The 23,579-nt window shown below is 63.3% G+C and carries 22 protein-coding genes; 12 read left to right on the forward strand and 10 right to left on the reverse strand.

Features of this window, described 5'->3' with window-relative positions:
- Nucleotides 1-28: 28 nt before the first annotated feature.
- Together ACN0YL_RS07360 and ACN0YL_RS07365 are read left to right on the forward strand one after the other, a co-directional pair.
- The gene (locus tag ACN0YL_RS07360) at nt 29-733 is read left to right on the forward strand and encodes a Crp/Fnr family transcriptional regulator (RefSeq protein WP_417497546.1); all 705 of its coding nucleotides are present in this window, start codon (nt 29-31) and stop codon (nt 731-733) included.
- Between the two features lie 90 nt (nt 734-823).
- A complete protein-coding gene (locus ACN0YL_RS07365; protein WP_417497547.1) occupies nt 824-2,203 on the forward strand; it encodes a M28 family metallopeptidase in 1,380 nt (459 codons plus the stop codon).
- A gap of 77 nt (nt 2,204-2,280) precedes the next feature.
- Here ACN0YL_RS07365 and mscL read toward each other — a convergent pair whose 3' ends face one another.
- From mscL to ACN0YL_RS07385, 4 genes are all read right to left on the reverse strand, one after another.
- Nucleotides 2,281-2,697, reverse strand: coding sequence for a large conductance mechanosensitive channel protein MscL (gene mscL, locus ACN0YL_RS07370; RefSeq protein WP_417497548.1), 417 nt, complete (start codon nt 2,695-2,697; stop codon nt 2,281-2,283).
- Between the two features lie 168 nt (nt 2,698-2,865).
- The gene (locus tag ACN0YL_RS07375; RefSeq protein WP_417470527.1) at nt 2,866-3,180 is read right to left on the reverse strand and encodes a hypothetical protein; all 315 of its coding nucleotides are present in this window, start codon (nt 3,178-3,180) and stop codon (nt 2,866-2,868) included.
- Between the two features lie 123 nt (nt 3,181-3,303).
- A complete protein-coding gene (locus ACN0YL_RS07380; RefSeq protein WP_417497549.1) occupies nt 3,304-4,542 on the reverse strand; it encodes a parallel beta-helix domain-containing protein in 1,239 nt (412 codons plus the stop codon).
- Between the two features lie 84 nt (nt 4,543-4,626).
- Complete coding sequence (locus tag ACN0YL_RS07385; RefSeq protein WP_417492648.1) at nt 4,627-5,175, reverse strand: winged helix-turn-helix transcriptional regulator; 549 nt, start codon at nt 5,173-5,175, stop codon at nt 4,627-4,629.
- A gap of 226 nt (nt 5,176-5,401) precedes the next feature.
- On the opposite strand from ACN0YL_RS07385, the gene ACN0YL_RS07390 reads away from it, so the two are divergent.
- The 3 genes from ACN0YL_RS07390 to ACN0YL_RS07400 are packed head-to-tail and all read left to right on the forward strand — an operon-like array spanning nt 5,402 to nt 8,375.
- On the forward strand, nt 5,402-6,364 hold the full coding sequence (locus ACN0YL_RS07390; protein WP_417497550.1) for a bile acid:sodium symporter family protein: 963 nt from the start codon (nt 5,402-5,404) through the stop codon (nt 6,362-6,364).
- A 20-nt stretch (nt 6,365-6,384) separates the two neighbouring features.
- The gene (locus ACN0YL_RS07395) at nt 6,385-8,160 is read left to right on the forward strand and encodes an N-acyl-D-amino-acid deacylase family protein (RefSeq protein WP_417497551.1); all 1,776 of its coding nucleotides are present in this window, start codon (nt 6,385-6,387) and stop codon (nt 8,158-8,160) included.
- Nucleotides 8,161-8,168: 8 nt separating this feature from the next.
- On the forward strand, nt 8,169-8,375 hold the full coding sequence (locus ACN0YL_RS07400; RefSeq protein ID WP_417497552.1) for a hypothetical protein: 207 nt from the start codon (nt 8,169-8,171) through the stop codon (nt 8,373-8,375).
- A 364-nt stretch (nt 8,376-8,739) separates the two neighbouring features.
- On the opposite strand, the gene ACN0YL_RS07405 is transcribed toward ACN0YL_RS07400, so the two are convergent.
- A complete protein-coding gene (locus tag ACN0YL_RS07405) occupies nt 8,740-9,120 on the reverse strand; it encodes a DUF6481 family protein (protein WP_417470538.1) in 381 nt (126 codons plus the stop codon).
- 930 nt (nt 9,121-10,050) lie between these two features.
- On the opposite strand from ACN0YL_RS07405, the gene ubiT reads away from it, so the two are divergent.
- The 4 genes from ubiT to ACN0YL_RS07425 are packed head-to-tail and all read left to right on the forward strand — an operon-like array spanning nt 10,051 to nt 12,870.
- Nucleotides 10,051-10,614: a ubiquinone anaerobic biosynthesis accessory factor UbiT gene (gene ubiT, locus ACN0YL_RS07410; RefSeq protein WP_417497553.1), complete on the forward strand. Its 564-nt coding sequence runs from the start codon at nt 10,051-10,053 to the stop codon at nt 10,612-10,614.
- Entirely contained in the window at nt 10,611-11,609 is a 999-nt protein-coding gene (gene ubiU / locus ACN0YL_RS07415) for a ubiquinone anaerobic biosynthesis protein UbiU (protein WP_417497554.1), read from the forward strand. Before ubiT ends, ubiU begins: the two co-directional genes overlap by 4 nt.
- Nucleotides 11,600-12,508 (forward strand): ubiquinone anaerobic biosynthesis protein UbiV, encoded by a 909-nt coding sequence (gene ubiV / locus ACN0YL_RS07420; RefSeq protein ID WP_417497555.1) that lies wholly within the window; start codon nt 11,600-11,602, stop codon nt 12,506-12,508. The genes ubiU and ubiV overlap by 10 nt, the downstream gene beginning before the upstream one ends.
- Nucleotides 12,493-12,870 (forward strand): chorismate mutase, encoded by a 378-nt coding sequence (locus tag ACN0YL_RS07425; protein ID WP_417491778.1) that lies wholly within the window; start codon nt 12,493-12,495, stop codon nt 12,868-12,870. Before ubiV ends, ACN0YL_RS07425 begins: the two co-directional genes overlap by 16 nt.
- A gap of 31 nt (nt 12,871-12,901) precedes the next feature.
- Here ACN0YL_RS07425 and ACN0YL_RS07430 read toward each other — a convergent pair whose 3' ends face one another.
- The 5 genes from ACN0YL_RS07430 to ACN0YL_RS07450 form a co-directional block, all read right to left on the reverse strand.
- On the reverse strand, nt 12,902-13,660 hold the full coding sequence (locus ACN0YL_RS07430) for an SDR family NAD(P)-dependent oxidoreductase (protein WP_417491777.1): 759 nt from the start codon (nt 13,658-13,660) through the stop codon (nt 12,902-12,904).
- A gap of 92 nt (nt 13,661-13,752) precedes the next feature.
- A complete protein-coding gene (locus tag ACN0YL_RS07435; RefSeq protein WP_417497556.1) occupies nt 13,753-14,493 on the reverse strand; it encodes a protoglobin domain-containing protein in 741 nt (246 codons plus the stop codon).
- A gap of 168 nt (nt 14,494-14,661) precedes the next feature.
- Nucleotides 14,662-16,083, reverse strand: coding sequence for a coniferyl aldehyde dehydrogenase (locus tag ACN0YL_RS07440; RefSeq protein ID WP_417491775.1), 1,422 nt, complete (start codon nt 16,081-16,083; stop codon nt 14,662-14,664).
- 40 nt (nt 16,084-16,123) lie between these two features.
- A complete protein-coding gene (locus tag ACN0YL_RS07445) occupies nt 16,124-17,734 on the reverse strand; it encodes a GMC family oxidoreductase (RefSeq protein ID WP_417497557.1) in 1,611 nt (536 codons plus the stop codon).
- A complete protein-coding gene (locus ACN0YL_RS07450; protein WP_417497558.1) occupies nt 17,727-18,878 on the reverse strand; it encodes a serine hydrolase domain-containing protein in 1,152 nt (383 codons plus the stop codon). Before ACN0YL_RS07450 ends, ACN0YL_RS07445 begins: the two co-directional genes overlap by 8 nt.
- A gap of 401 nt (nt 18,879-19,279) precedes the next feature.
- Between ACN0YL_RS07450 and ACN0YL_RS07455 the strand changes: the two genes are divergently transcribed.
- The 3 genes from ACN0YL_RS07455 to ACN0YL_RS07465 all read left to right on the forward strand — a co-directional run bounded on the left by ACN0YL_RS07455 (nt 19,280) and on the right by ACN0YL_RS07465 (nt 23,461).
- Nucleotides 19,280-21,985, forward strand: a complete 2,706-nt coding sequence (locus ACN0YL_RS07455; RefSeq protein WP_417497559.1) for a TonB-dependent receptor — start codon at nt 19,280-19,282, stop codon at nt 21,983-21,985.
- A 75-nt stretch (nt 21,986-22,060) separates the two neighbouring features.
- Entirely contained in the window at nt 22,061-22,477 is a 417-nt protein-coding gene (locus ACN0YL_RS07460; protein WP_417491771.1) for a hypothetical protein, read from the forward strand.
- Between the two features lie 3 nt (nt 22,478-22,480).
- Nucleotides 22,481-23,461, forward strand: a complete 981-nt coding sequence (locus ACN0YL_RS07465; RefSeq protein ID WP_417491770.1) for a sterol desaturase family protein — start codon at nt 22,481-22,483, stop codon at nt 23,459-23,461.
- Nucleotides 23,462-23,579 lie beyond the last annotated feature (118 nt).

Genomic DNA, 23,579 nt, shown 5'->3' on the forward strand with positions numbered 1-23,579 from the left:
ATGCCAACAAGTTTGCAATTGAGGCGATATGTCGGACCTGGCCGATTTTGGCGTGCCGGCGCTGGGCGAGCTGCTCACTCCGCGTCTGGCCAGATTGCTGCGCGAGGGCGGCACGCCGGTGCGCTATCGCGACGGCGCGCTGATCCATGAACGCGGCGATATCAAGCCGGGCCTGTCGATGGTGCGCTCGGGCTCGGTGCGCTTTGGCAATCCGGGCCAGGACGGGTCCTATCTCGTGATCACGGTGATGGGGCCGGGCCAGTGTTTTGGTGAATTCTCCCTGTTTGCCGATCTGCCGCGCACCCATGATGCCGTCGCCATTGGCGAGACCGTGGTCGACCAGATCAGCCGCACGGCTTTCGACGCCATCCTGGCCGACGAGCCGGAGCTGAGCCGCATCATGCTGACCGCTGTGACCGGCCGCCTGCATGCGGCGATGGAGTTGATTGATGACATGCGCCGCCTGCCACTGCCGGTGCGCACCGCCAAGCTGATCTGGCAATTGGCGCATGCGGGCGGCGATCCGGCGCAGGTCCGCTGCACCCAGACAGAGCTCGCCTTCGCGCTTGGCGTCTCGCGCGTCTCCAGCGGCAAGGCGTTGGCCTCTCTGCAGGCGCGCGGTCTGGTCGAGCTGGGCTATGGCCGCATCGCGATTCCCGATCCGGCGGCGCTGGCCGGCTGGATCAGGGCGCGCGCGGCGCTCTCGCCCCTGCAGGTTGGCGCTCCGGCCTGATCCTGCGGCCTAAACGCGCGCCCGCCTTGACCGCAGCGGTCAGCGCGCGAAGACTGCGCCGCAGACATTGTCACGAGATCGGGGAATATGATGCGCAGTCTTATCCTGTTGGGAACGACACTTCTGGCTTCCACCGGCATCGCAGCGGCGCAATCACCGCAGCACGCGCCGCCGGCCGAAGTGCTCGCCGTGCATGAGTATGTCGATGCCGTCTCGGCCGACCGGATCGAGGCGGATATCCGCACCCTTGTGGGGTTCGGCACGCGCCATACCCTGTCGGAGACCGAGAGTGATACGCGCGGCATCGGTGCCGCGCGGCGTTGGATCCATGACGAGTTCGAGCGCATTTCCGACGCCTGTGGCGGCTGTCTTGAAGTGATGTATGTCTCCGACACCATCTCCGGCGAGACGCGAATTCCCGAGCCGACCGACGTGGTCAGCGTTGTTGCCATCCAGCGTGGCCGTATCGATCCGGATCGCTATGTGCTGATGTCCGGCGATATCGACAGCCGCGTCACCGATCCGCTCGACGGCACCTCCGACAGTCCCGGCGCCAATGACAATGCCTCCGGCATGGCCGGCGTGCTGGAAGCGGCGCGGGTGTTGAGCCAGCACGAGTTCGACGGCTCGATCATCTATACCGGCCTGTCCGGTGAGGAGCAGGGCCTGTTCGGTGGCCAGATCGTCGCGGCGCACGCGCTCGAGAATGGCTGGCGTATCAAGGCCGTGCTCAATAACGACATGATCGGCAATATCTCGGGCATCAATGGCGTCACCGACAATTCAACCGCCCGCGTCTTCTCAGAAGGCACGCGCGATGTCGAAACGCCGGAGGAGGCCCGCGCCCGCCGCTTTACCGGCGGCGAGGTCGACAGCCCTTCGCGCAATCTCGCCCGCTTCATCGATCGCACGGCGGATCAATATGTGCCCAATCTTGATGTCATGATGGTCTACCGGCTCGACCGTTTCGGTCGCGGCGGCCATCACCGGCCCTTTAACGCGGTCGGCATTCCCGGCGTGCGCATCATGGAAACCAATGAGCATTACGATCGCCAGCACCAGGATTTGCGCACCGAGGATGGCCGTGTTTTTGGCGACACGATTGAGGGCGTTGATTTCGACTATGCCGCCAAGCTGACGGCGCTGAATATCGCCACCCTGGCCCAGATGGCCGGTGCGCCGCCATTTCCGGCCGATGTCACCATTACCGGCGCCGTGCAGCCGAGCACGCATCTCAGCTGGACGCCCGCAAGCGGCGAGGCGGCCGCCAATCTCGCCGGCTACCGCGTCTATTGGCGCCTGACGGACCAGCCGCAATGGAGCTATAGCCGTTTTGTTGGCCCGGTGGCTGAGTACACGCTCGAGAATGTCGTGATCGACAATTATTATTTCGGCGTCTCGGCCGTGGCGCTCGATGGCTCGGAAACGCCGGTGGTCTTCCCCGGCGCGGCGGGATCCTTTGACAACTAGCATTTGCCGGAATGCAGGCATGAAAATCCCCGCGGATCCGGCGATCCGCGGGGCTTTTTCTGTCCGGATGGCCCGGCTTATTTCTTGGCGAGGAGGTCGCGGATTTCGGTGAGCAGGACTTGCTCGGCCGGCGGAGCGGCGGGCGCTTCCGGCGCGGCTTCCTCTTTCTTCTTCATCGAATTGATGCCTTTGATGATGAGGAAGAGGGCGAAGGCGACGATGATGAAGCTGATCACATTGTCGATGAAAATGCCGTAATTGATCGTGCCGGCGCCGGCTTCATGAGCGGCTTCGATGCTGGCATAGGTCTGGCTGTCGAGCGCGATGAAGAGGCCGGAAAAATTGATCCCGCCCATCATCAGGCCGAGGACCGGCATCAGGATATCGGTGACCAGTGATTTGACGATGGTCGAGAAGGCGCCACCGAGAATGAAGCCGACGGCGAGGTCGACGACATTGCCGCGCATGGCGAAGTCTTTGAATTCTTTGAACATGGTATATGCCCCTGTTGTCTGGATTAACTGATTTTAACCATGTTGCCTATTCGCCCGCGATGTCAAATGGTTGCTCCATGCAGCCAATGGGGCATTGCCGGCCTCACAAGAAGAAACCCCGACCGCCTGGGCGGCCGGGGTTCCGGCATTCGAATCGGTCAATCGCGGTCAGTCGCGGGCGACGACCGTATAGGTCACGGTCATGCCGGTGGTCGGATTGACACCTTCCCAGCTATCGCCAACCGCGAGCGTGTCGGCGACGGGCTGGCAGCCGCTTTCACCGGTGCTGCGCACAACGCACATCTCGCCGCCGGTCGCGGTCCAGGTGCCGGTGATGCCGACATCGGTGGTATAGGTGCCGTCGGCGTTGAAATAGGTGGTGTAGCTCATTTCGCCCGCCTCGATCAGCAGGGCGTTTTCGACCAGGGTTTCGGTCGGTGTGGACAGCAGGGCGAAGGCCGCTGCGATCATGGTCAATGTCATCAATTCACTCCCCCGATGTGACGCGTCCGGGATGGCGCGCCAATCGAAGCAATTCTAGCGCGGCAGCACGCCTGTCTCAAGGGAAATGCTGGAGCTGTTTCGCCCCGGAGGCGAAAGCCGCGATCACTGCGCCGAAGCCAGTTCGATCGCCGGCAGGCGGGGCAGGGTGCAGCGATGGGCCTCGGTAGCCATGGCCGGGGCGGCATAGTCATTCGGGCCGTCGGCATTGACCAGCCCGGCCTCGCCATTGTCGAGGCAGATGCGCAGGGCGTCGGGCATGGCACCATCGACCAGCTTGGTCTCGTCGCGATAACCATCCCAGAACACGTCCGGCAGGCGTCCGAGCGGCCCGCCAATCAGCAGTCTGAGCGCCTGCAGCTCGAGCCCGTCCGGATTGTCACCGCCGCCGGAGAATCGGTTGGAATGGATGTGAATGGCTTCCGGATAGGGGTCGAAATCCGCCTGCACCGAATAGTCTGAATAGCCCGCCGAATGCAGGCTGGAGATGATGATATTGGCGGTGCGGTTGTCGGAGATGTCATTGTCGAAAATCTCGACCAGGTCATTCGAGTTCACCACGACACCCGAGCCGGCCGGAATGCTGGCGACCGGCGTGCCGGCATGGCCGAAATTGCCGGTATTGTTGGCAATGACGTGGTTGTGGAACACGCGCGTCTGATAGCCGGGCTGGGGCAGGTTGGGCATGTTGAAGACCAGGATGCCGCCGGTGTTTTCCGTCGCGACATTCTCGTAGACATCGGCCCCGATCGTGTTCTCGATCTCGATGCCGGCGACATTGCGCTCGGCGCGATTGCGGCGGATGACGACATTGCGCGACTGGCCGACATAAATGCCGGCATCGGAGGCACCGATGGCGATTGAATTCTCGATCAGCACATTGCTGGTCTGGACCGGATAGATGCCATAGGCGCCGTTTTCGGTGCGCGGACCGGCGGTCCATTCGACCCGGACGCCGCGAATAATAATATTTTCGCCGTTATTGACCTTCAGCCCGTCGCCGATCGTGTCCTCGATCGCCAGGTTCTCGATCGTGAAGTCATCGGCGGTGACCAGCAGGCCCTCGGCGCCCTGGACCTGGTCCTGGAAGCTCAGGATCGTCCGGTCCGGGCCGCGGCCGCGCAGGGTCACGCCATCGACATTGAGGCTGAGCGAGCGGTCAAAGGCGAAGACCCCTTCGGGAATCTCGATCACATCGCCGGGTCTGGCGTCGATCAGGCGTTCGATCAGCTGGTTCTGGTAGCTGCGGTCGGCACCGGCGGTATTGCGCTCCTGCGAGCCGCTACAGCCTGCCAGGCCAGCCGCCAGCGTCAGGATCGCCATCGCCTTCAGGGTCGCGCGCATGAATCATACCCTCCGAAACTCCAGTGCAGGATAGGCGGAGCCCGGCGTCGATGTCGATGGTTTCCACGCTGGCGCGCAGTGTGGTCAGTTGCAGCCGCGCCCGGTGCGGAGCGGCACGTCCGTCTCAGGGTCGGTGCGGGCGCCGAGATCGTGGCGGGTCACCGGCACGCCGCTCTGGTTGGCGACCGACAGCGGCGCCAGCTTTTCGCCCGTGCGGGTATCGATCAGCTCCACCGGCCGCGGCTTTTCGCCATAGACCCATTCATCGCCCCATTGCTGCATGGCAATCAGGATCGGGAACAGCGCTTCGCCGCGCTCGGTCAGGATATATTCCTGCCTCTGACCGCGCACGCCGACTTCTTCACGTGCCATAATCCTGTTTTCAACCAGCTTGTTGAGCCGGTCCGTCAGGATATTCTTTGCGATGCCGGTGCTGTCGTGAAAATCACTGAAGCGGCGGGCGCCTTTCATGGCATCCCGGACGATCAGCAGCGTCCACCAATCTCCGACCTGATTGAGCGTCTGCGCGATGGCACACGGCATTTCGTCAAATCTTTTGCGTCCCATGAACAGTCCCCCAAAGACCGTGATATGCGGGTTCAGTTGTAGCGCACACGGATTGCCCAGACTCATTGAAGCCGTGAACGCCCGCTGCCCGGCGGGCCTCGCGCAAACATGCTTCCACCTGCCGCGCAGATGTCTTTCTGTGTGCGGATGGACGATAGGCGACACATCCAGACTTGGCGACCCTTTTTGTTGGTGAAAGCGTTACAGGACCGTAACGCTGGCTGACTTCGGCATTTGCCGTCCGGGCGTTTCCCTGCACACTGCCAGCTGAGCGGGAAACGGGGCGGAGTGAATGGAATCTGTAGCGATTGACGAGCTGCGCGTCGTCCTCAATGACGAGATCCGCGGCGCCATCGCCGTGATCCTGATCGGGATGATGTTCACCGTCGCCCTGTCGCTGCGGCTGGAGGACTTCAATGCCGTGCGGCGCCAGCCGGTGCGCATTCTCGGCGGGGTCGCAGCCCAGATCCTCGGCCTGCCGCTGGTGACGATGGGACTGATCCTGGTCATCTCGCCGCCGGCCAGTGTCGCACTGGGCATGATCATCGTCGCCAGCTGTCCCGGCGGCAATGTCTCCAATATCCTGACGCATTTCGCGCGCGGCAATACCGCCTATTCGGTGTCCCTGACCGCCATCTCGAGCGTCAGCTCGGCCATCGCGACGCCGGTTTCGATCCTGTTCTGGTCGAGCCTGTATCCGCCGACCGCAGCGCTGGTTCACACGCTGCACGTCGATGCCGTGCCCTTCCTGGTCCAGACCCTGTTGCTGCTGGCCCTGCCGCTGGCGGTGGGCATGGCGGTGGCCGCCAAATTCCCGGAGACGGCGGCGCGGATGCGCACCGTATTGTCCCCGCTCTCGCTGCTGTCGCTGGTGTTGCTGGTGGCGGTCGGGGTGCAGCAGAACTGGAATGTCCTGGTGATTGCAGGCGCCATCGTCGTGCCGATCGCGGTGATCCACAATGCCAGCGCCTTCGCGCTCGGGGCCGGCTCGGCGCGGCTGTTGCGCCTGGATGTGGCGCGGCGCCGGGCCCTGACCTTCGAGGTCGGGATTCAGAATAGCGGCCTGGGCCTGCTGATTCTGCTGAGCCAGTTCGACGGTATTGGCGGCGCGGCGGCGATCACGGCGATGTGGAGCATCTGGCACCTGGTGTCCGGCGGAGCCCTTGCGGGCTTGTTCCGGACGCTCGATTGGGTGCACAGTCGTGGCCACAAGGGCGACAGCCCCACAAACAAGAATGTCGATGCGGACAATTGAGAATTACGGGAGATAAAGTCATGTTCGATCTGAAAATCGAAGGCGGACTGGTGTTTGACGGCACGGGCGGCGCGGGCGTGTGGACCGATATCGGCATTACCGGCGGGCGCATTGCCGCCATCGGCAATGATATCGGCGAGGCCAAGCGCACCATCGACGCAAAGGGCCAGATCGTCACGCCGGGCTTTATCGACGTTCACACCCATTATGATGGCCAGGCGAGCTGGGATGGCGATCTTCGTCCCTCGATCGATCATGGCGTCACCACGGCCGTGATGGGCAATTGCGGCGTCGGCTTCGCGCCCGTCCACAAGGGCGATCACGACAAGCTGATCAAGCTGATGGAAGGCGTCGAGGACATTCCCGGCACCGCCCTGCATGAGGGCCTGACCTGGGACTGGGAAACCTTCCCCGATTATCTCGACGCGCTGGCCAAAATGCCGCGCACGATCGATATCGCCGCCATGCTGCCGCACGACCCGCTGCGCGTCTATGTCATGGGCGACCGCGCGGTCCATTCCGAACCCGCAAACGATGCCGACATCGCCGAGATGCAGCGCCTGACGCGCGAGGCGCTGGAAGCGGGCGCCATCGGTTTCGCCACCGGCCGCTCCGACGTCCACAAGAGCGCCGATGGCGACTGGACGCCGTCGTCCGAAGCCACCCGCGCCGAACTGACCGGCATCGCACAGGCCTTCAACGGGGTGGATTATGGCGTCGTCCAGGCGGTCAGCGATTTCAATCTGGAACGCGGCGAACAGGATTTCGACGAGGAATGGTCGATCATTGCCGACTATGCCAAGGCCTCGGGCCGGCCCTTCTCCTTTTCCTTGATGCAGCGCGATTTTGCGCCCGATCAATGGCTCAAGCTGATCGCCCGCACCGAGACCCTCAAGGAAGAGGGCGTCGATGCCCGCATGCAGGTGGCGCCGCGCGCCATTGGTGTTTTCCTCGGCTTCAATTGCACCTTCCACCCCTTCATGGGCTATCCCAGCTACAAGACCATCGCCGATCTGCCGCTCGCCGAGCGGGTCAAGCGAATGAAAGACCCGGCTTTCAAGGCGCAAATCCTCAGCGAGAAGACCGAGAAACTCGCCGGCCCCGGCTCCTCCGTGCCGCCGCTGGCCGACATGTTGATGGAGCATATCGATTTCGTTGCCGAGAAATTCTTCCAGCTCGGCAATCCGCCCGATTATGAGCAAAGCGCCGACAGCTCACTCGCCGCCAAGGCGCGCGCCAAGGGCGTCTCGCTGATGGAGATGGTCTACGACACCCTGCTCGAGCGCGACGGCCACGAGCTGATCTATCTGCCGCTCTATAATTACACCGAGCTCAATTACGACAATGTCCTCAAGATGATGCAGCATCCGCAGGCGCTCTACGGCCTGTCAGACGGCGGCGCCCATGTCGGCACGGTCTGCGATGCCTCCATGCCGACCTATATGCTCACTCACTGGACCCGCGACCGCCGCGGCGAAAAGCTCACACTGCCCCGCGTCGTGCGCATGCTCACCGGCGCCCAGGCCGATTATATGGGCATGTCCGATCGCGGCTATATCCGTGAGGGCCTCAAAGCCGACATCAATGTCATCGATCTCGACAATCTCCAGATGGAACCGCCGCACATGGTCCAGGACCTCCCCGCCGGCGGCCAGCGCCTGCTGCAGGGCGCCAACGGCTATACCGCGACCATCGTCGCCGGCGAGGTGGTGATCGAGAATGGCAAGCTGACGGGGGCGAAACCGGGGACGGTTTACCGGGCCGGGCGGCATGAGACGCTGGTGGCGGCGGAGTAGGGGGGATCTTGCGGAGGAAAACAATCACGCCGGAGCAGAGGGCCGTCATTTATGTAGTCGCGGCGGGTGCGGTCGGGTTTTTGCTGATCGCGATCCTGTCGCTCGTCGTGGATGGCCTCGCGGAGCATATTCTGATTGTTTTCTATGTGATTGTCGCGCTGACCCTCGGTGGTGCGTACCTCGCCAGGCGCCTTGCGGCTGGTCCAAAGGACTGACTAGTCGAGGTCGTAGAAAGCCCGCGCCTCTGCGGCGCAGACCCGCCCTTAAATCCCTTGCCAAGCAGGGCGCCAGACTGGACCTGTCTCGTCAAGGGTAAAACCGCGAAGCGGCGCTACGCGCCCTTGACGAGACAGGTCCAGTCTGGCCGGGTTCTCGGCATGGGTTTTGAGGGGGCGGTGTGGCCGCTGGCCACTTTTCCACCCATCACAACATATCCCTTCCCCCGGATTTATTCCGGGGTCTGCCGGAGGAGAATCCAGCCAGGCTGCCAACGCGTGGCAGGCCCCGGAATTCGCTGCGCTCCTCCGGGGGAAGTCGTTTGTGGTGGCGGGTTTGAGTATTGGGGAGAAGCGCCAGCCCCTAGCGCTTGCGCTTCTTCCTTGCCGCATAGCGCGCATCGCGTTCGGCCTTCTTGGCGGCTTCTTCGGCGATATGGCGTTCCAGCTCGGCCTTTTCCTCGGCTTCGCGGGCTGCAGCAGCGGCGGCCTCGGCGGCGAGGGCGGCGGCTTCGCGTTCGGCGCGTTCGGCGGCCTCGCGGGCTTTGGTTTCTTCCTTCACGCGCTCACGCTCGATGCGGCGTGCTTCGCGGGCCTCGGCAATGGCGGCGCGTTCGGCGCGCTTGGCGGCCAGCTCGGGGTCGTCGAGTTTCGGGGCGGACTTGAATTTCTCCAGAAGCTTTTTCTTGGCCTCCGCAGCATGCTGTTTGCGGTCGGCGAATGTCGGATGTGCTGAATTTTTCAAGCTGTAGTCGTCCCTGGTCTGGTTGAAAGCCGGTATGGCGTGCCGAAATTGACGGCGATTGACCCCTGTCTGCCCCCGCAGACGCGCCAGCACAACCCCGGGCGGATTCATCTTGCATGAGTCGGCCGGCGCAGGGCCGTCTTTGGGGCGCGGTGAGGATGACGGGCGCGGCGGGCCGGTTCAGCGGCTTATCCCCCACGCTCGACCATTATCCCACGTCATCCCGGTGCAGAGGTGACGTGTACCTCTGGTACGCGTCCCACGGGAAAAGTGAGCCCTCCCCGGGACAGGCACCAGAGGTGCCAGTCCCTCGACATCGCCCGTCTATCCCCCACGCCTGACAATTTTCCCACGTCATCCCGACGCAAGTCGGGACCTCGACATGGCAGGCGCGGAGCCCGTGATATCGAGGTCCCGACTTGCGTCGGGATGACGATAAATCGTCAAACTTATCCCCACCCCCTGCACCCTGGCGCATAATGGCCTCGTTCCGGTTGCACGGGAGGCGTGAGCTCAGTCACTTGCGGCGATCGGGAGCGTGGAGCTCGTCCGGGCGGAGGTTTGACAACCCGAGCGCTGGCGTGGCCACCGGAGAGGAAGGCGGCACAAAGCTCGACCGTTGACTCCACTCCGGTTTCGAGACGGGGGCCGCAAGGCGTCCGAGTAAATCTCCACGTGCGGGACGTTTCGAATGTCTCACTTACTTATTGCGCTAAACGGCATTCGCCGCGTCCCGCACACCTCCCAAGTCGGGGAGGGCCACTCAAACCTCCAGCGGCGAGCCGCGTGGAGATTTTCGTGCAGGATTGACGGGCTGGCTGCGTGCCTATGTCGCAGAATCATGTTTTGATATTTATCAAGACTTGGCGTTATCACTGCAGCATCAGGTTGGGCCCGACCGGGCGCAAACCGGATGAGGAGCGAGCCAGCATGATGTCAGAGTTTCTTGCCCGCCATGCCAGGACCGTCAGCCGCGGTATCGCCGCAAAACACTGGCCGCGCGGCCCGGTCGGGCGCGGCGCGGCGCGGGCGGCCTGCCTGGCGCTGCAGCCGGCGGCGCTGATGCTGACGGCGTCGCTGCGGCGGCTGGCGCGGCAGCGGCCGGAGGTGTTTGACCGGCTCGGCCCGGCCCGCCAGGCCCGCATCCTGATCTGTCCCGCCGGCCTGCCGATGGCCTTTCTGGTCAGCCCCGATGGCGCGCGCGGCTCGGTCAGCCTAGTGCCGGCCTCGGCGCCCGTCGCGTGCGAGGCGCGGATCGAGGCGCCGCTGGATCTGCTGCTGCAGTTGATGCAGGGCAGTGAGGATGGCGATGCCGCCTTCTTTGCCGCCGAACTGTGGATCGAGGGCGAGACCGCCAGCGTGCTCAGCCTGCGCAATGCGATCGAGGAGGCGGAGCTGACACTGGCCGATCTGCTGCCCCTGCCAGCGCTGCCCTCGCTGCCGCCGCTGCCGCCGGCGCCATGGCGGCCGGCGATGCCCGGGAGCCGGTCATGAGCCGCGGTGCGCTCGAACTGGTCTGCCCGGCGGGCACGCCCTCGGCCCTGCGGGCCGCGGTCAGGGCCGGCGCCGACACGGTGTATTGCGGTCTGCGCGACGAGACCAATGCCCGCAATTTCCCCGGCCTCAATTTCTCCCCCGACGAGCTGGCCGACGCCGTCACCCATGCCCACCAGGGCGGGGCCCGGGTGATGGTGGCGATCAATACCTTCGCCCAGGCCGGCCGGGTCGCGATCTGGCACAATGCCGTCGATGCGGCGGCACAGGCCGGCGCCCATGCCGTCATCGCCGCTGACATGGCGGTGCTCGAGCACGCCGCGAACCGGCATCCCGGTCTGCGGCTGCATCTCTCGGTCCAGGCGGCCGCCGGCACGCCGGAAGCGATCCGCTTCTATGCCGAGCGCTTTGGCGTCAAACGGGTGGTGTTGCCGCGCATCCTGTCCATCCCCGAGATCAAGGCACTGACCGGCGAGATCGATATCGAGGTCGAGGTGTTCGCCTTTGGCGGGATGTGCGTCATGACCGAGGGGCGTTGCGACCTGTCCTCCTATGTCACCGGCCGTTCGCCCAATCTCGACGGCGTCTGTTCACCTCCCGAGGCGGTCAGCTATTCGCGCCGGGGCACGAGCCGCTCGGTGGCGCTGGGCGGGTTGACGATCGACCGCCAGGAGGACGGCGAGCCGCTGGGCTATCCGACCCTGTGCAAGGGCCGTTTCATGGCCGGCGGCAAGACGGCGCATCTGTTCGAGGATCCCGTCAGCCTCAATACCATCGACGTCCTGCCGCACCTGCTCGATGCCGGGGTCACGGCCCTCAAGATCGAGGGACGCCAGCGCGGCAAGGCCTATGTCGAGGCGGTGACGCGCCGCTTCCGGCAGGCGATCGACGCGCTTGGCCGGCCGGACAGCGCGGCGGCGGCAACGGCAAATCTTGACGCCATGGCCGAAGGCCAGCGCAGCACGGTGGGAGCGTACAAGAAGACATGGCGCTGAAACCTGCCCCGATCGCCCTGAGCCTGGGGCCGCTCTATTTCAACTGGCCGTCGGCGCAAGTGCTGGATTTCTATGCCCGCATTGCCGATGAATGCCCGGTCGAGCGCGTCTATCTCGGCGAGATTGTCTGCGGCAAGCGCGCGCCGCTGACCCAGGCCGCCATCGCCAGCGCCGCCGAACGGCTCGAGCGCGGCGGCAAGACGGTAATCTGGTCGACCCTGATCTCACCGGTCAATCGTCGCGAGCGGCGTCTGACCGAAGAGCTGGCGGCCGATGGCGAGCATGTCGAGCTCAATGATTTCGGCGGTCTGGCCAGCCGCGGCGGCGGTGCGTTCACGGCCGGTCCCTTCCTCAATGTCTATAATGAGAGCACGGCGAGCATGCTGCAGCAGATGGGCTGTACGCGCTGGTGTCCGCCGGTCGAGCTGTCGCTGCCGGCCATCGCCGAAATCGCGACGCACTGCCCGGGGCTGGAGATTGAACTGTTCGGCTTCGGACGTCTGCCGCTGGCCCATTCCGGGCGCTGCTATCACGCCCGCCAGCACGGGCTCAATCGCGACAGCTGCCGTTATGTCTGCGAGCAGGACCCTGATGGCTGCCGCGTCTCGACGCTCGATGGCACGGCCTTTCTCGCCTTCAACGGCGTCCAGACCCTGTCTGACGGGCTGCAACTGTGTACCGAGACGCCGGACGGTCTGCGCCAGGCAGGAATTTCGGCGCTGCGCCTGTCACCGCACAGCGTCGGCATGGTCGAGGTCGCGGTGGCGCTACGCCGCTATTTTGATGGCCAGACCGCGCTTGGCGAAATGGTGGAGACGGTGCGCGCCAGCACGCTGCCACTGCCGCTGGTCAATGGCTATCTGGCAGGAAAGGCTGGGCTGGAATGGACGATTCCATGATTGCCGCGAAAGACGGGGCGATTGACGGGGCCGAACTCGCCGCCGTGCGGGTGAAGATCGACCGCGTTGACCGGCAATTGGTCAGGCTGTTGGCGGTCCGCAAATCGCTGGTCGAGGCGGCCGCGCAGATCAAGCGCTATCCGCGCTATGTCGTCGATGCCGATCGCAATGAGGCGGTACAGGCGAATGTGCGCCGCTGCGCGCGCGAATTTGGTCTCCCGGAAGCCTTCGCGGAGCGGGTCTGGCGCTTTTTGACCGAGCTCTGGATCCGTCACCAGATCGAATGGATGGTACGCGAAAGCGGCGAGACCCCTTACGCCGGCCGTGAAAACGGCGAGCATCGTGCGGCGGGGTTGCGGTAGTTCTTTTATTTTAACTCGTTAAAACAGTCCATTAGCGCACATAGCTCGCGCCATTGATATCGATACAGCTGCCCGTCGCGCTCTGGCAGGCACCCGAGGCGAGGAAGGCGCACATGGCGGCGATCTCTTCCGGTTCGGCCATGCGGCCGATCGGGATTTCCGACTGGGCCGCGGCGATGCCGGCCGCGTTCTGCGGCGCCATGCGGGTATTGATCCAGCCCGGGGTGAGGGCATAGGCGTAGATCGCGTCGGGGCCCCACTGGCGGGCAATCGTCTTGGTCAGCGACAGCAGGGCGGCTTTCGAGGCGCCATAGGCCATGTGGTCACGGTCCTCGCCGCGATAGCCGGCGCGGCTGGAGATATTGACGATCGAACCGCCGCCGCGCTCCACCATGCCGGGAATGGCGGCGCGGCAGATATCGGCGACCGCCATCAGATTGACCTGCAGGATACCGGCCCAGCCGGCCTCCCATTCGGCGTCGCTGGCCTCGAAGGGCGTCGTCCAGTGAATGCCGGCATTGTTGATAATGGTGTCGAGCCTGCCGCCGGCGAGATGCTGTGCCGCCTCGACCAGGTCGCGTCCGGCGCCGGGCATCGACAGATCGGCCTGGATCGCCCCGAGCGCCCGCGGTCCGATCTCGCGCACCGCCAGATCGGCATCGCTCATATTGGCATTGCCGTGCAGCACCACTTCGGCGCCCTGTTCGGCAAACAGTTTCGCCGCCGCCAGGCCAACGCCATGGCTGGAACCGGTGATCAGGGCGCGCTTGCCGGCGAGGGGGAGGTGCATGACGGTATCCTGTGAGACTGGAAGGCTGGCGCCGTGTTAGGCGAAATCGCGGGCGGAGCCAAGCGGCGGGCCCAAGCCGGAACGGCTGCGCCTCAGGCCTCGCAGGCCGCCGCCATGAAGGCATCCATCCTCGCGCGCAAATCATCGAGCTGGGCGTTCACCATGGCGCTGGCATCGGTGACCGAACGGGCGAGCTCGGCAGTGTCCGGTGTCGGCGCTTGCGGGGTGTCGTCGGGATTGCCGAGCAGGGCTGCGGCCTGGTTGAGCCTGTCCATCGACTGTTCGAGCTCGGTCATGGTCTGCGCCATGGTCAGGCGGAATGAGTTGGAGAATTTCAGGCGCGTATGCCGGGCCTTTGATTGCTCAGCCTCGGAATAACTCGTCAGGGCAACCCCGATATCGAGCAGCGCCGCGCGGGTGAGGGCATCAATGACGATGTCCGCAGATGCCGATGAATGGCCGGCTGGACGGCTGGCATCGCGCAGGAGCTTGGACAGGACCGCAGCATAGCCGGTCAGGAAGGCATGCGGTTCCAGGCCGATGGAGCAGTGGACATGGCCGATGCGCCGGGCGGATTCCAGATAGGTCTCGTCGAACAGGCCGGTGAGAAGGGAGCGCCAGTGTTCATACTGCTTCTGGCGGACATGGCCGAGTTGTTCGATATCCGCAAAATAGGCCGACAGGTCAGGGCTTTCCGCGATGGTGGTGTAAAGTTCTAGCAGAGCCTTTTTCAAACGGGGCGCATGTTCATGCCCCCAACGGTCCATTTCCTCGCACGCATCCTGGGTCAGCCCCATGGCATCAACCAGCTGACGAAACTCCGCGAAATCCATAGCGCCATCCCGGCCACCGGTGGTTGCGGCCGCGAATCAATGCAGCTCCGGTGACGGGTCAGGTTTCCGCCCTTCAGCCGGGGCGTCAATGGGGGCGCGCCATTCCTCGCCCGCCAGGGCGGGGCATGTGCCTGGTCCTGTGACCCGGCCCATGCCTCAAGCCCGTGCCTAGCTCATCTGCTTCTTCGCCACCGTCTCGTAGAACTTCCCGTAGGGCGGGGCGAGCAGGCGTGAGGGGTGCCATTTGCCGGTGGCGAAGACCGAGCGTTCATGGGTAAAGGTCAGAAAGCCGGCCTCGCCATGATAGGCGCCCTGGCCCGACGCGCCGATGCCGCCAAAGGGCAGGTCGGGGATGGAGAGGTGGAGGAGATTGGTATTGATGCCAACGCCGCCGGACTGGCTCTGGTCGAGAATGCGCGCCGCCATCTCCTTGTCGGTGGAATAGACATAGAGCGCGAGCGGGTGATCATGATCGGCGACGTAGCCGGTCGCGGAATCGATCTCGCTATAGCCGACCACCGGCAGCAGGGGCCCGAAGATTTCCTCGGTCATCAGCTTGGAATCGGCGGGCGGGTTGAGGATGACCGTTGGCGGGATCTTGCGCGCCGCCTGGGCGGCCTGGGCGTCATGCTTGGCCTGCAGGATCTCGGCACCGCCGGCGCGGGCTTCCTCGATCATGGCCGCAAGGCGTTCGTAATGGCGGTCGGAAACGATGGCGGTATAGGCGTCATCGCTGGCGGCTTCGGGGAATTCATGTTCGGCGATCTTGATGATCGCCTCGCCCATGGACTTTTCCTCACCCTTGGGGACCATGACATAATCGGGCGCGACGCAGGTCTGGCCGGCATTGAAGAACTTGCCCCAGCCGATTGATTTGGCGGCGCTGACCTTGGGGTAGCCGGGCGTGACGATGGCCGGCGACTTGCCGCCGAGTTCCAGCGTCACCGGCACCAGGTTTTCCGCCGCCGCCATGGCGACAAGACGGCCGACCTGGGTCGAGCCGGTATAGAAGAGATGGTCGAATTTCAGCGAGCTGAAAGCCTGGCCAACCGCCGGACCGCCGGTAATGACGCAGACATGGTTTTCCTCGAAGGCCTCGCCGATCAGGCTTTTGAGCAGTTCCGAGGTGGCGGGCGTGAGTTCGGACGGTTTGATCATGGCGCGGCAACCGGCACCGAGCGCGGCGACCAGCGGGGCCATGGCCAGCTGGAAGGGATAGTTCCACGGCGAAACAATCCCGACCACACCCTTGGGCTCGCGGCGGATGGTGGCCTTGCCCGGCGCCATTGTCATCGGTACGCCGACCTTGCGGCTCTTGGCCCATTTGGCGAGATGTTTCGCGGTATGATCGGCATCCTGGATGACGAAGGCGATCTCGCCGATCACGCTCTCCTGTTTGGCGCGATTGCCGAAATCGCGGCTGATCGCCTCGCAGATTGCGTCGCTATTCTTGCGGCACAGATCCGCGATGCGCGCCAGATCGGCCTTGCGCAATTCCAGCGGCCGGTGGCGTTCATGGCGGAAGGCCTCCTGCTGGGCGGCGAGCAGGGATTTCATGCGTTCGATCTGTTTCGCTTCGGCGTCGCTCATCGCGGCCTCCTTGTTGGTCTGCGGCTGATCCCGACCGGGATCAGGCCGTATTATTGTCTTCGGCGATCATCGCGCTGGCGCGGGTCGCAATCATGATCGTCGGGGCATTGGTATTGCCGCCGACCAGGCGCGGCATCACCGAGGCATCGACGACGCGCAGCCCGGCGATGCCCTTGACCCGGCAACGCTCGTCAGTCACCGCCATCTCACCCGATCCCATCGCGCAGGTCGAGGTCGGATGATACAGGGTTTCGGCGCGATTGCGGACATCATCCTGGAGGCCCGACAGGGTCGTGATCTCCGCTCCGGGATAGCGCTCTTCCTTGCGGTCATGATCGAAGGCCGGTGCCGCGAGAATATCACGCACCTTGGCGAGCCCGTCGGTGAGGACATCGAGATCGAACTCCTCCTCGAGATAGTTCGGCTGGATGGCCGGATGCTCGTAAGGGTCGGTCGATTTGAGCGTGATCGAGCCGCGGCTCTTGGGATAGAGCTGGCAGGCATGCAGGGTGACGCCATGACCCCAGGCCTTCTCCACCCCGTGCGGATTGGAGATCGCGGGAATGAAGACCAGCTGCAGGTCCGGCAGATCGCCGGCGAAGGCAGACTTGATGAAACCGCCGCCCTGGACCGGATTGACCGTGAACGGTCCGTCACCGGCCAGCGCCCAGCGCGCCACCATATATATGTGGTTAGGGATCGAGCGCAGGGAATTGCCGATCGAGGTCGAGGATTTGGTCCAGAGCTGGGCCGTGATGTCGAGATGGTCCTGCAGATTCTTGCCGACGCCCGGCACGTCCGATTCGACGCTGATGCCGAGGGCGCGCAATTCATCGGCCGGCCCGATGCCCGAGAGCAAAAGGGTCTGGGGCGAATTGATCGCGCCGCCCGACAGGATGACTTCCTTGCGCGCGGTCAGCACGGTGGTGACGCCGTCGATATCAACCTCGACACCGGTGGCGCGGCCATCCTCGATGATGACCCGGCGCACCATGGCCTTGGTGGTCACCGAACAATTGTCGCGCTCCAGCGCGGGACGCAGGAAGGCATCGGCGGCGGAACAGCGCTTGCGACCCTTCTGAGTCACCTGATAGGGGCCGAAACCCTCCTGGGTCGGGCCGTTGAAATCGGGATTGCGCTTGTATTGCAGCTCGTCGCCGGCCCTGAAATAGGCCTGGGTCAGCGGGTTGAGCGGCGCGATATCCTGGACCCAGAGCGGGCCATCCGAGCCGTGCAGCTCGCTGGGACCACGGGTCTGGTGTTCCACTTCCTTGAAGGCGGGCAGGGCGCTGTCCCAGTTCCAGCCCTTGGCACCATAGGCGCTTTCCCACTCGTCATAATTTTCGTGGGCGCCGCGCATATAGTGCATCGCGTTGATCGAGGAGGAGCCGCCCAGCGTCTTGCCACGTGGCCACAGCAGCTTGCGGTCATTGAGATGCTTTTGTTCCTCGGTCCAATAGCCCCAGTTGAATTCCTCGCCGGTGACGGCGAATTGCAGCAGCATCGGCGTGCGGATGACCGGGCTGTCGTCCGAGCCACCGGCCTCGAGCACACAGACCGAAACCGAGGGATCGCGCGACAGGCGTTCCGCGACCGTGCAGCCGGCCGAACCGGCACCGCAGATGATGTAGTCGTATTGGGTCTCACTCATCGCCCGACTCCCCATCTGCCAGCTCGCCGGTCTGCGTCTGGCTGTCCGGCTCGCTTTCGCCCGGCAGGTCCTCCGGGGCCGTGACGGGATCGCCATAATGTGCCGCGAGGGCACGCATGGCGGCAATCGATTCCGCGGTGCGCCCGGTCCAGGCGGTATCGGCGGCGGTGCGGGCGATCACGATATTGCGGCGCTCATCGACCCAGACATACTGGCCATAGACGCCGGCCATGAAGTATTCGCCGTCATGATCGTCGGGCACCCAGAAATGCAGGCCATAGCCGCGATGCGGATAGACCGAGGCGGGCCCCGCCTCCTGGAAGGGGGCATTCGGGCGCGTCGCCATCGTCACCCAGCCTTCGGGCAGCAGGCGCTGGCCGTCCCAGACACCGTCCTGCAGATAGAACTGACCCATGCGGGCATAGTCCTCGAGGCGGGCATTGAGGCAGCAATAGCCGATCGCCATGCCGTTATCGCCCTGGATATTCTGGTTCCATGAGGCATCACCGACCATGCCGAGCGGTTCCCAGATCCGGGTCTGGACGACCTCGGCGAGCGGGGCGTTATAGATACCGCGCACGACGGCCGAGAGCACCTGGGTATTGGCGCTGACATAGTGCAGATCCTCGCCGGCCGGGCGATTGCGTTCGACCTCGGCCACCAGCGCATCGATATTCTGGCCATAGATATTGGCGCCCAGGAAGAGGCGGCGGATATCGGAGCCGGGCGCGTTATAGTCTTCCTCGAAATCCATCCCTGCGGACATCATCAGAAGGTGACGCAGGGTGGTGGCGCCGTAATCGGTGCCGGCATATTGCGGCGCGAACATCTCGGCGGTCTGGTCGAGGCTGGAGATATGGCCGTCCTGCATCGCCATCGCGATCAGGGTCGCGACGAAGCTCTTGCCGACCGACCAGCTGGTGTGGCGCGTTTCAGGCGTGGAGCCGAGCAGATAGCTCTCGTGCACCACGACGCCGTCATGCATCACGATCAGCCCGGTCGAATCTGCGTCAGCCTGCCAGTCACCGACGGTCCGTTCGCGGCCATCGAACCGGAATGAGACCGGATCATTGCGCACATCGCGGGGCAGGGGATTCGAAGATTCCCGTGCAGAAATCACCCTGTAGGGGAAAACATCGTCCATATCGCGAAACGTCTCCGCGAGGTGCTCCGGTTGGGTGGCGGCCTGGATTTCAGCCGGCGAGTACTCGGACCAAGGGCGGAAATACCAACCCGCGGTGACCAGGATAAGGGTGGCTATAATCGCACCCAAGCCTATGAAAATTCTTTTCATTTCTCTCCCCAGAGTCAGAAAATTGAACGCTGTTCACTTCGCAGCCTAGCAGAGTCCGGGCAGGAAGAAAGAGGCTCGCAGGCCCGGGCCTGAAAATTGCCAAGTGCGGTATGCTTGCATCAGCTGCGACACTTTTTTGCCTCAGCGGGAAAAACGGGCTGACAGCCTGCGGCCATGATGCTCAAATGGAGGGTAGATACGCGGATTGGTTGGTTAAAAAAAACCGCGTCACAAGGGGAGAAGAAATTCCGATGAAAATGTTCTCAAAAGCCGTTGTCATGGGCACAACGGCAATTCTCAGTGGTTTGATTGGTGTCTCCGGCGCTCTGGCGCAGGTCGAGACCATTACCGTCACGGCGCAAAAGCGCGAGCAAACGCTTCAGGATACGCCGGTTTCGGTCGCCGTTGTCACGGGCGAACAAATCGAACAGTCACAGATCCGCGACGCGGCCGACCTGCAGATGCTGGTCCCGTCGCTGCGGGTTTCCGAGTTCGCGACCTCGACCAATACCGAGTTCAATCTGCGCGGCATCGGCACTTCGAGCTTCAACCCGGGCCTCGAGCCTTCGGTTGGCGTCTTCATCGATGGCGTTTATCGCCCGCGCTCCGGCTCGGCGATCAATGACCTGCTCTCGGTCGAGCGTGTTGAAGTCATCCGCGGTCCGCAGTCGACCCTGTTCGGCCGCAACACGCCAGCTGGTGTTGTCAGCATCATCACCCAGAAGCCGGAATACGAGTTCGGCTATACCGGTGAAGTGACGATCGGCAATTTCGGCTCCCGCGTCCTGCGCGGCACCGTGACCGGCCCGCTCTCCGATTCGATGGCCTTCCGCCTCGACGCCACCACGCATTCCAATGACGGTTACATCACCGCCGAAGACGGCCGCGACATCAATAACCGCGATCGCCAGAGCTACCGGGCCCAGCTGCTGTGGAACCCGGGCGACAATACCGAAATCCGCATCATTGGTGATTACGGTACGATCGACGAGAACTGCTGCGCCGCACCGTTCGCCTATTATGATCCAATCGATCAGGGCGCGATTGTCGGCCTCGGTGGCACCGCTGTTCCGGCTGATCCACATGGCGGCCGTATCGCGATTGACGGTGATCTGAACACGGTGCTGGATACCTCCGGTGTCTCGTTCCAGCTGGATCATGACTTCGACAACATCACCTTCACCAGCATCACCGCGTTCCGCAATTATGACGAAGACCAGAATTTCGACGCCGACTTCTCGGATCTCGATCTGGTCAGCGCCCGTCATATCCAGAATCAATATGACAGCTTCACCCAGGAATTCCGTCTGACCTCGACCGGTGACAACACCGTCGACTGGATGGTGGGCGGTTTCTATTACGACAATAATCTGCGCTTCCAGAACTCGACCCCTTACGGCGCCGATGCCCGGAACTTCTTCGACGCAGCCTCGGCCCCGTCCGTGGCCAGCCTCGTCGCCAGCCTCGGCCTTCCAGCCGGCACCGGCGGTATCACGCTGCTCGAATTCTTCCTCGACATGAATGAGGCTGCCGGCGTCGGTAACTTCGTGCCGCTCGCTTCGGGTACTTCGGCCCTGCCGACCACCCCGACCGAAGGCTTCATTGCCACGACCCACGGCCTGATCTCGGAAGACTATCAGTATGACACCGAGGCCTGGTCCTTCTTCGGTCAGCTCGACTTCCACGTGACGGACGACTTCACCGTCACCGTTGGTGGTCGTTATTCCAACGAAGACAAGTCGATGACCACGGTTATCGATCAGCCCGATCCAATGTCGGCCTTCAGCTTCACCGACCTGGCGCAGGATCTGCGTCTGGTGGCGCCGGGCTTCTGTGACCCGGGCCTCTATCCGGTCATCGGCGGCGATGCCTGTGCCTATCTGGTGCCGGTTGTCCTGCTTGGTCAGGGCCTGACCCAGTATCCGGGCGGTGCCCCGATCGATCCGACCTCGCCGCTGCCAGGTTATCTGGCGGGCACGGCCTACAATCCGCTGCTCGGCTTCTCGGCCTTCCAGAACTGGGAGCCGGTCAATGCGTCCGATTTCCCGACCTCGCGTAATGACACCAACTTCTCGGGCAATATCATCCTGTCCTACGACATGTCCGACACGTTGAATGTCTATGCGAGCTACGCCACGGGCTTCAAGCCAGGCGGGTTCAACGTTTCGACCAACGCAGCCTTCACCGGCGTTTTCGAGTTCGAGGAAGAGACCTCCAGCTCGTTCGAAATCGGTGCGAAGGGCTCGCTGTTCGACAACCACTTCGTCTACGCCGTGGCCCTGTTCGATCAGGAAATCGAAGGCTTCCAGACCAACAACTTTGTTGGTAATGGCTTCGCCCTCGAGAATGCCGGCTCGATCCAGGTCTCCGGTCTCGAGTTCGAAGGTACCTGGGCTCCGACCCCGGGCCTCGTCTTCACCGGCGGCTTCACCTATCTGTTTGAAAGCAAGTATGGCGACTACCAGTACGCCCCTTGCCCGGATACGTTTAACGGTGTTGGCGTCTGGGATGCCGGCGATCCGAATTACGCCCTGTGTGAAATCGGTGCCGAGCGGACCAATACGGCCGGCGTGACGGCGTTGTTCAATGACCTCTCCGGTCGTGATCGCGGCAATTCCGAATTCGTTGGCTCGCTGACCGGTACCTATACCTGGGCCGTTGGCGACAACATGGAAGCCTTCATGCGCGGTGAAGTCACCAATATCTCCAGCTTTGGTCTCACCACCTCGCAGGATCCACGCACCTTCGCCAACCAGGACGGTTTCTCGATGGTCAATGGCAGCTTCGGCATCGGTGCCGAGGATGGCAGCTGGGGTCTCCAGCTCTGGGGCCGCAACCTGTTTGAACAGGATTACGTCAAGGGTGCCTTCCCGTCGGTCGGTTATCTCGGAACGAGCGTCAATGCTTACCCGGGCGATCCACGGACCTATGGCATCACCCTGCGTATCCGCGGGTAAACAGCGTTCAATTTTCGCTTTGAATGGGGGCGAAGGCTGTATAGCCTTCGCCCTTATTCGTTTGTGGAGCCGTTGATGACGTTTGTCTGGGTCATGTTGGGATCCTTCGCGGGCATCTCCGCGATGGTCGCGTTGAATGTTCTCCTGCGTCTCGGGAAACCGGCGCGGATTGCCAGTCTGGATGAGGCCATCGAGCAGCTCGATACCGACGCGATCGGCTTCCGCGCCGGCAATGGTGTCCTGGCCGATGACGGCAGTGCGGCGCTGGTCGAGGAGAGCGGCGGGCGGCGAATCGGCCTCCTGAAGTCGAAGGGCGACAAGTTTGTCATCCGCTATATCGAGCCCGGCTTGGTACGCGCAGCGCGGCTGGCGGACGATGCCCGGCTGACAGTCCGGCTGAATGACTTCACCTTTCCGCCCTTCACCATGGCGTTCGCCGACGCCGGCGAGGCCCGTTTCTGGGCCGACAAACTCAATGCAATGCAGGAGTAGATTATGGACGTTCCGGCTTTTGTAGAGACTTTCAACCCGGTCTATTACGCGATCCCGCTCTTCATCCTTCTGGTGGCGATCGAGATGATCCACGCCAGGCTTACCGGTTCGACCCAGTTCGAGGCACGCGACAGTGCATCAAGCCTGCTGATGGGGCTTGGGAGTACGGTGTCCGGCGTGCTGTTTGCCGGCCTGGTGACGGCTTGGGCGATGTTTGTCTACCAGTTCCGCCTGTTCGATATCGGTTTCGCCTGGTGGGTCTGGCCTGTCGCCTTCGTGTTCGACGATTTCATGTATTACTGGGCTCACCGGTTCGGTCACACCGTGCGCTGGTTCTGGGCCGATCACATCGTCCACCATTCCTCGCAGCATTATAATCTCACCACGGCCCTGCGGCAGTCCTGGCTTGGTCCGCTGACGCTGAAATTCCTCTGGCTCGGTTCGGTGATGATCCTGATCGGCTTCCACCCTCTGGTGATCGGCATCGTCTCGGGCTTCAACCTGATCTACCAGTTCTGGTTCCACACCGAGGCGATCAAGAAGATGCCGCCCTGGTTCGAGGCGGTGATGAACACGCCGTCGCACCACCGCGTGCATCACGCCACCAATCCGGTCTATCTCGACCGCAATTATGCCGGTGTCTTCATCATCTGGGACAAGATTTTCGGGACCTTCCAGCCCGAGCTCGAGGACGAGAAATGCCGCTACGGGATTGTTCGCAATATCGGTACCTATAACCCGTTGAAGGTCGCGGTCCATGAATGGCTGGCCATCCTCAAGGACATGCGCCACGCCAAATCACCCCGCGAGGCGATGATGTATCTGCTGGCTCCGCCGGGCTGGTCGCCGGACGGATCGCGCGCAACCTCGAAACAGATCAAGGCGCGCTGGCGTGCACGGCAGGGCGAGGGCGAAACATCCGGTTCCGCAACCGGCGCCGATAGCGCGCCTGCAGCGCCGTCAGGGATCGCGCCCGCCGAATAGGGGGCAAACCGGATTTTTCGCCTTTTCCCTTGCCAAGACGGCGAAATTGAACCATGTTAGGAGAGTGAACGCTGTTCACCCTGGTTGTCGGCCTCGATCAGGGTGAGCCAATCGATAC

Origin of the sequence: Maricaulis sp. (assembly GCF_048269565.1) — a bacterium.
Classification (GTDB): Bacteria; Pseudomonadota; Alphaproteobacteria; order Caulobacterales; family Maricaulaceae; genus Maricaulis.

Coding starts and splice junctions, on each gene's coding strand:
- ACN0YL_RS07360 (WP_417497546.1), top strand. CDS start 29: ATGTCGGACCTGGCCGATTTTGGCGTGCCGGCGCTGGGCGAGCTGCTC.
- ACN0YL_RS07365 (WP_417497547.1), top strand. CDS start 824: ATGCGCAGTCTTATCCTGTTGGGAACGACACTTCTGGCTTCCACCGGC.
- mscL (WP_417497548.1), bottom strand. CDS start 2,697: ATGTTCAAAGAATTCAAAGACTTCGCCATGCGCGGCAATGTCGTCGAC.
- ACN0YL_RS07375 (WP_417470527.1), bottom strand. CDS start 3,180: ATGACATTGACCATGATCGCAGCGGCCTTCGCCCTGCTGTCCACACCG.
- ACN0YL_RS07380 (WP_417497549.1), bottom strand. CDS start 4,542: ATGCGCGCGACCCTGAAGGCGATGGCGATCCTGACGCTGGCGGCTGGC.
- ACN0YL_RS07385 (WP_417492648.1), bottom strand. CDS start 5,175: ATGAGTCTGGGCAATCCGTGTGCGCTACAACTGAACCCGCATATCACG.
- ACN0YL_RS07390 (WP_417497550.1), top strand. CDS start 5,402: ATGGAATCTGTAGCGATTGACGAGCTGCGCGTCGTCCTCAATGACGAG.
- ACN0YL_RS07395 (WP_417497551.1), top strand. CDS start 6,385: ATGTTCGATCTGAAAATCGAAGGCGGACTGGTGTTTGACGGCACGGGC.
- ubiT (WP_417497553.1), top strand. CDS start 10,051: ATGATGTCAGAGTTTCTTGCCCGCCATGCCAGGACCGTCAGCCGCGGT.
- ubiU (WP_417497554.1), top strand. CDS start 10,611: ATGAGCCGCGGTGCGCTCGAACTGGTCTGCCCGGCGGGCACGCCCTCG.
- ubiV (WP_417497555.1), top strand. CDS start 11,600: ATGGCGCTGAAACCTGCCCCGATCGCCCTGAGCCTGGGGCCGCTCTAT.
- ACN0YL_RS07425 (WP_417491778.1), top strand. CDS start 12,493: ATGGACGATTCCATGATTGCCGCGAAAGACGGGGCGATTGACGGGGCC.
- ACN0YL_RS07430 (WP_417491777.1), bottom strand. CDS start 13,660: ATGCACCTCCCCCTCGCCGGCAAGCGCGCCCTGATCACCGGTTCCAGC.
- ACN0YL_RS07435 (WP_417497556.1), bottom strand. CDS start 14,493: ATGGATTTCGCGGAGTTTCGTCAGCTGGTTGATGCCATGGGGCTGACC.
- ACN0YL_RS07440 (WP_417491775.1), bottom strand. CDS start 16,083: ATGAGCGACGCCGAAGCGAAACAGATCGAACGCATGAAATCCCTGCTC.
- ACN0YL_RS07445 (WP_417497557.1), bottom strand. CDS start 17,734: ATGAGTGAGACCCAATACGACTACATCATCTGCGGTGCCGGTTCGGCC.
- ACN0YL_RS07450 (WP_417497558.1), bottom strand. CDS start 18,878: ATGGACGATGTTTTCCCCTACAGGGTGATTTCTGCACGGGAATCTTCG.
- ACN0YL_RS07455 (WP_417497559.1), top strand. CDS start 19,280: ATGAAAATGTTCTCAAAAGCCGTTGTCATGGGCACAACGGCAATTCTC.
- ACN0YL_RS07460 (WP_417491771.1), top strand. CDS start 22,061: ATGACGTTTGTCTGGGTCATGTTGGGATCCTTCGCGGGCATCTCCGCG.
- ACN0YL_RS07465 (WP_417491770.1), top strand. CDS start 22,481: ATGGACGTTCCGGCTTTTGTAGAGACTTTCAACCCGGTCTATTACGCG.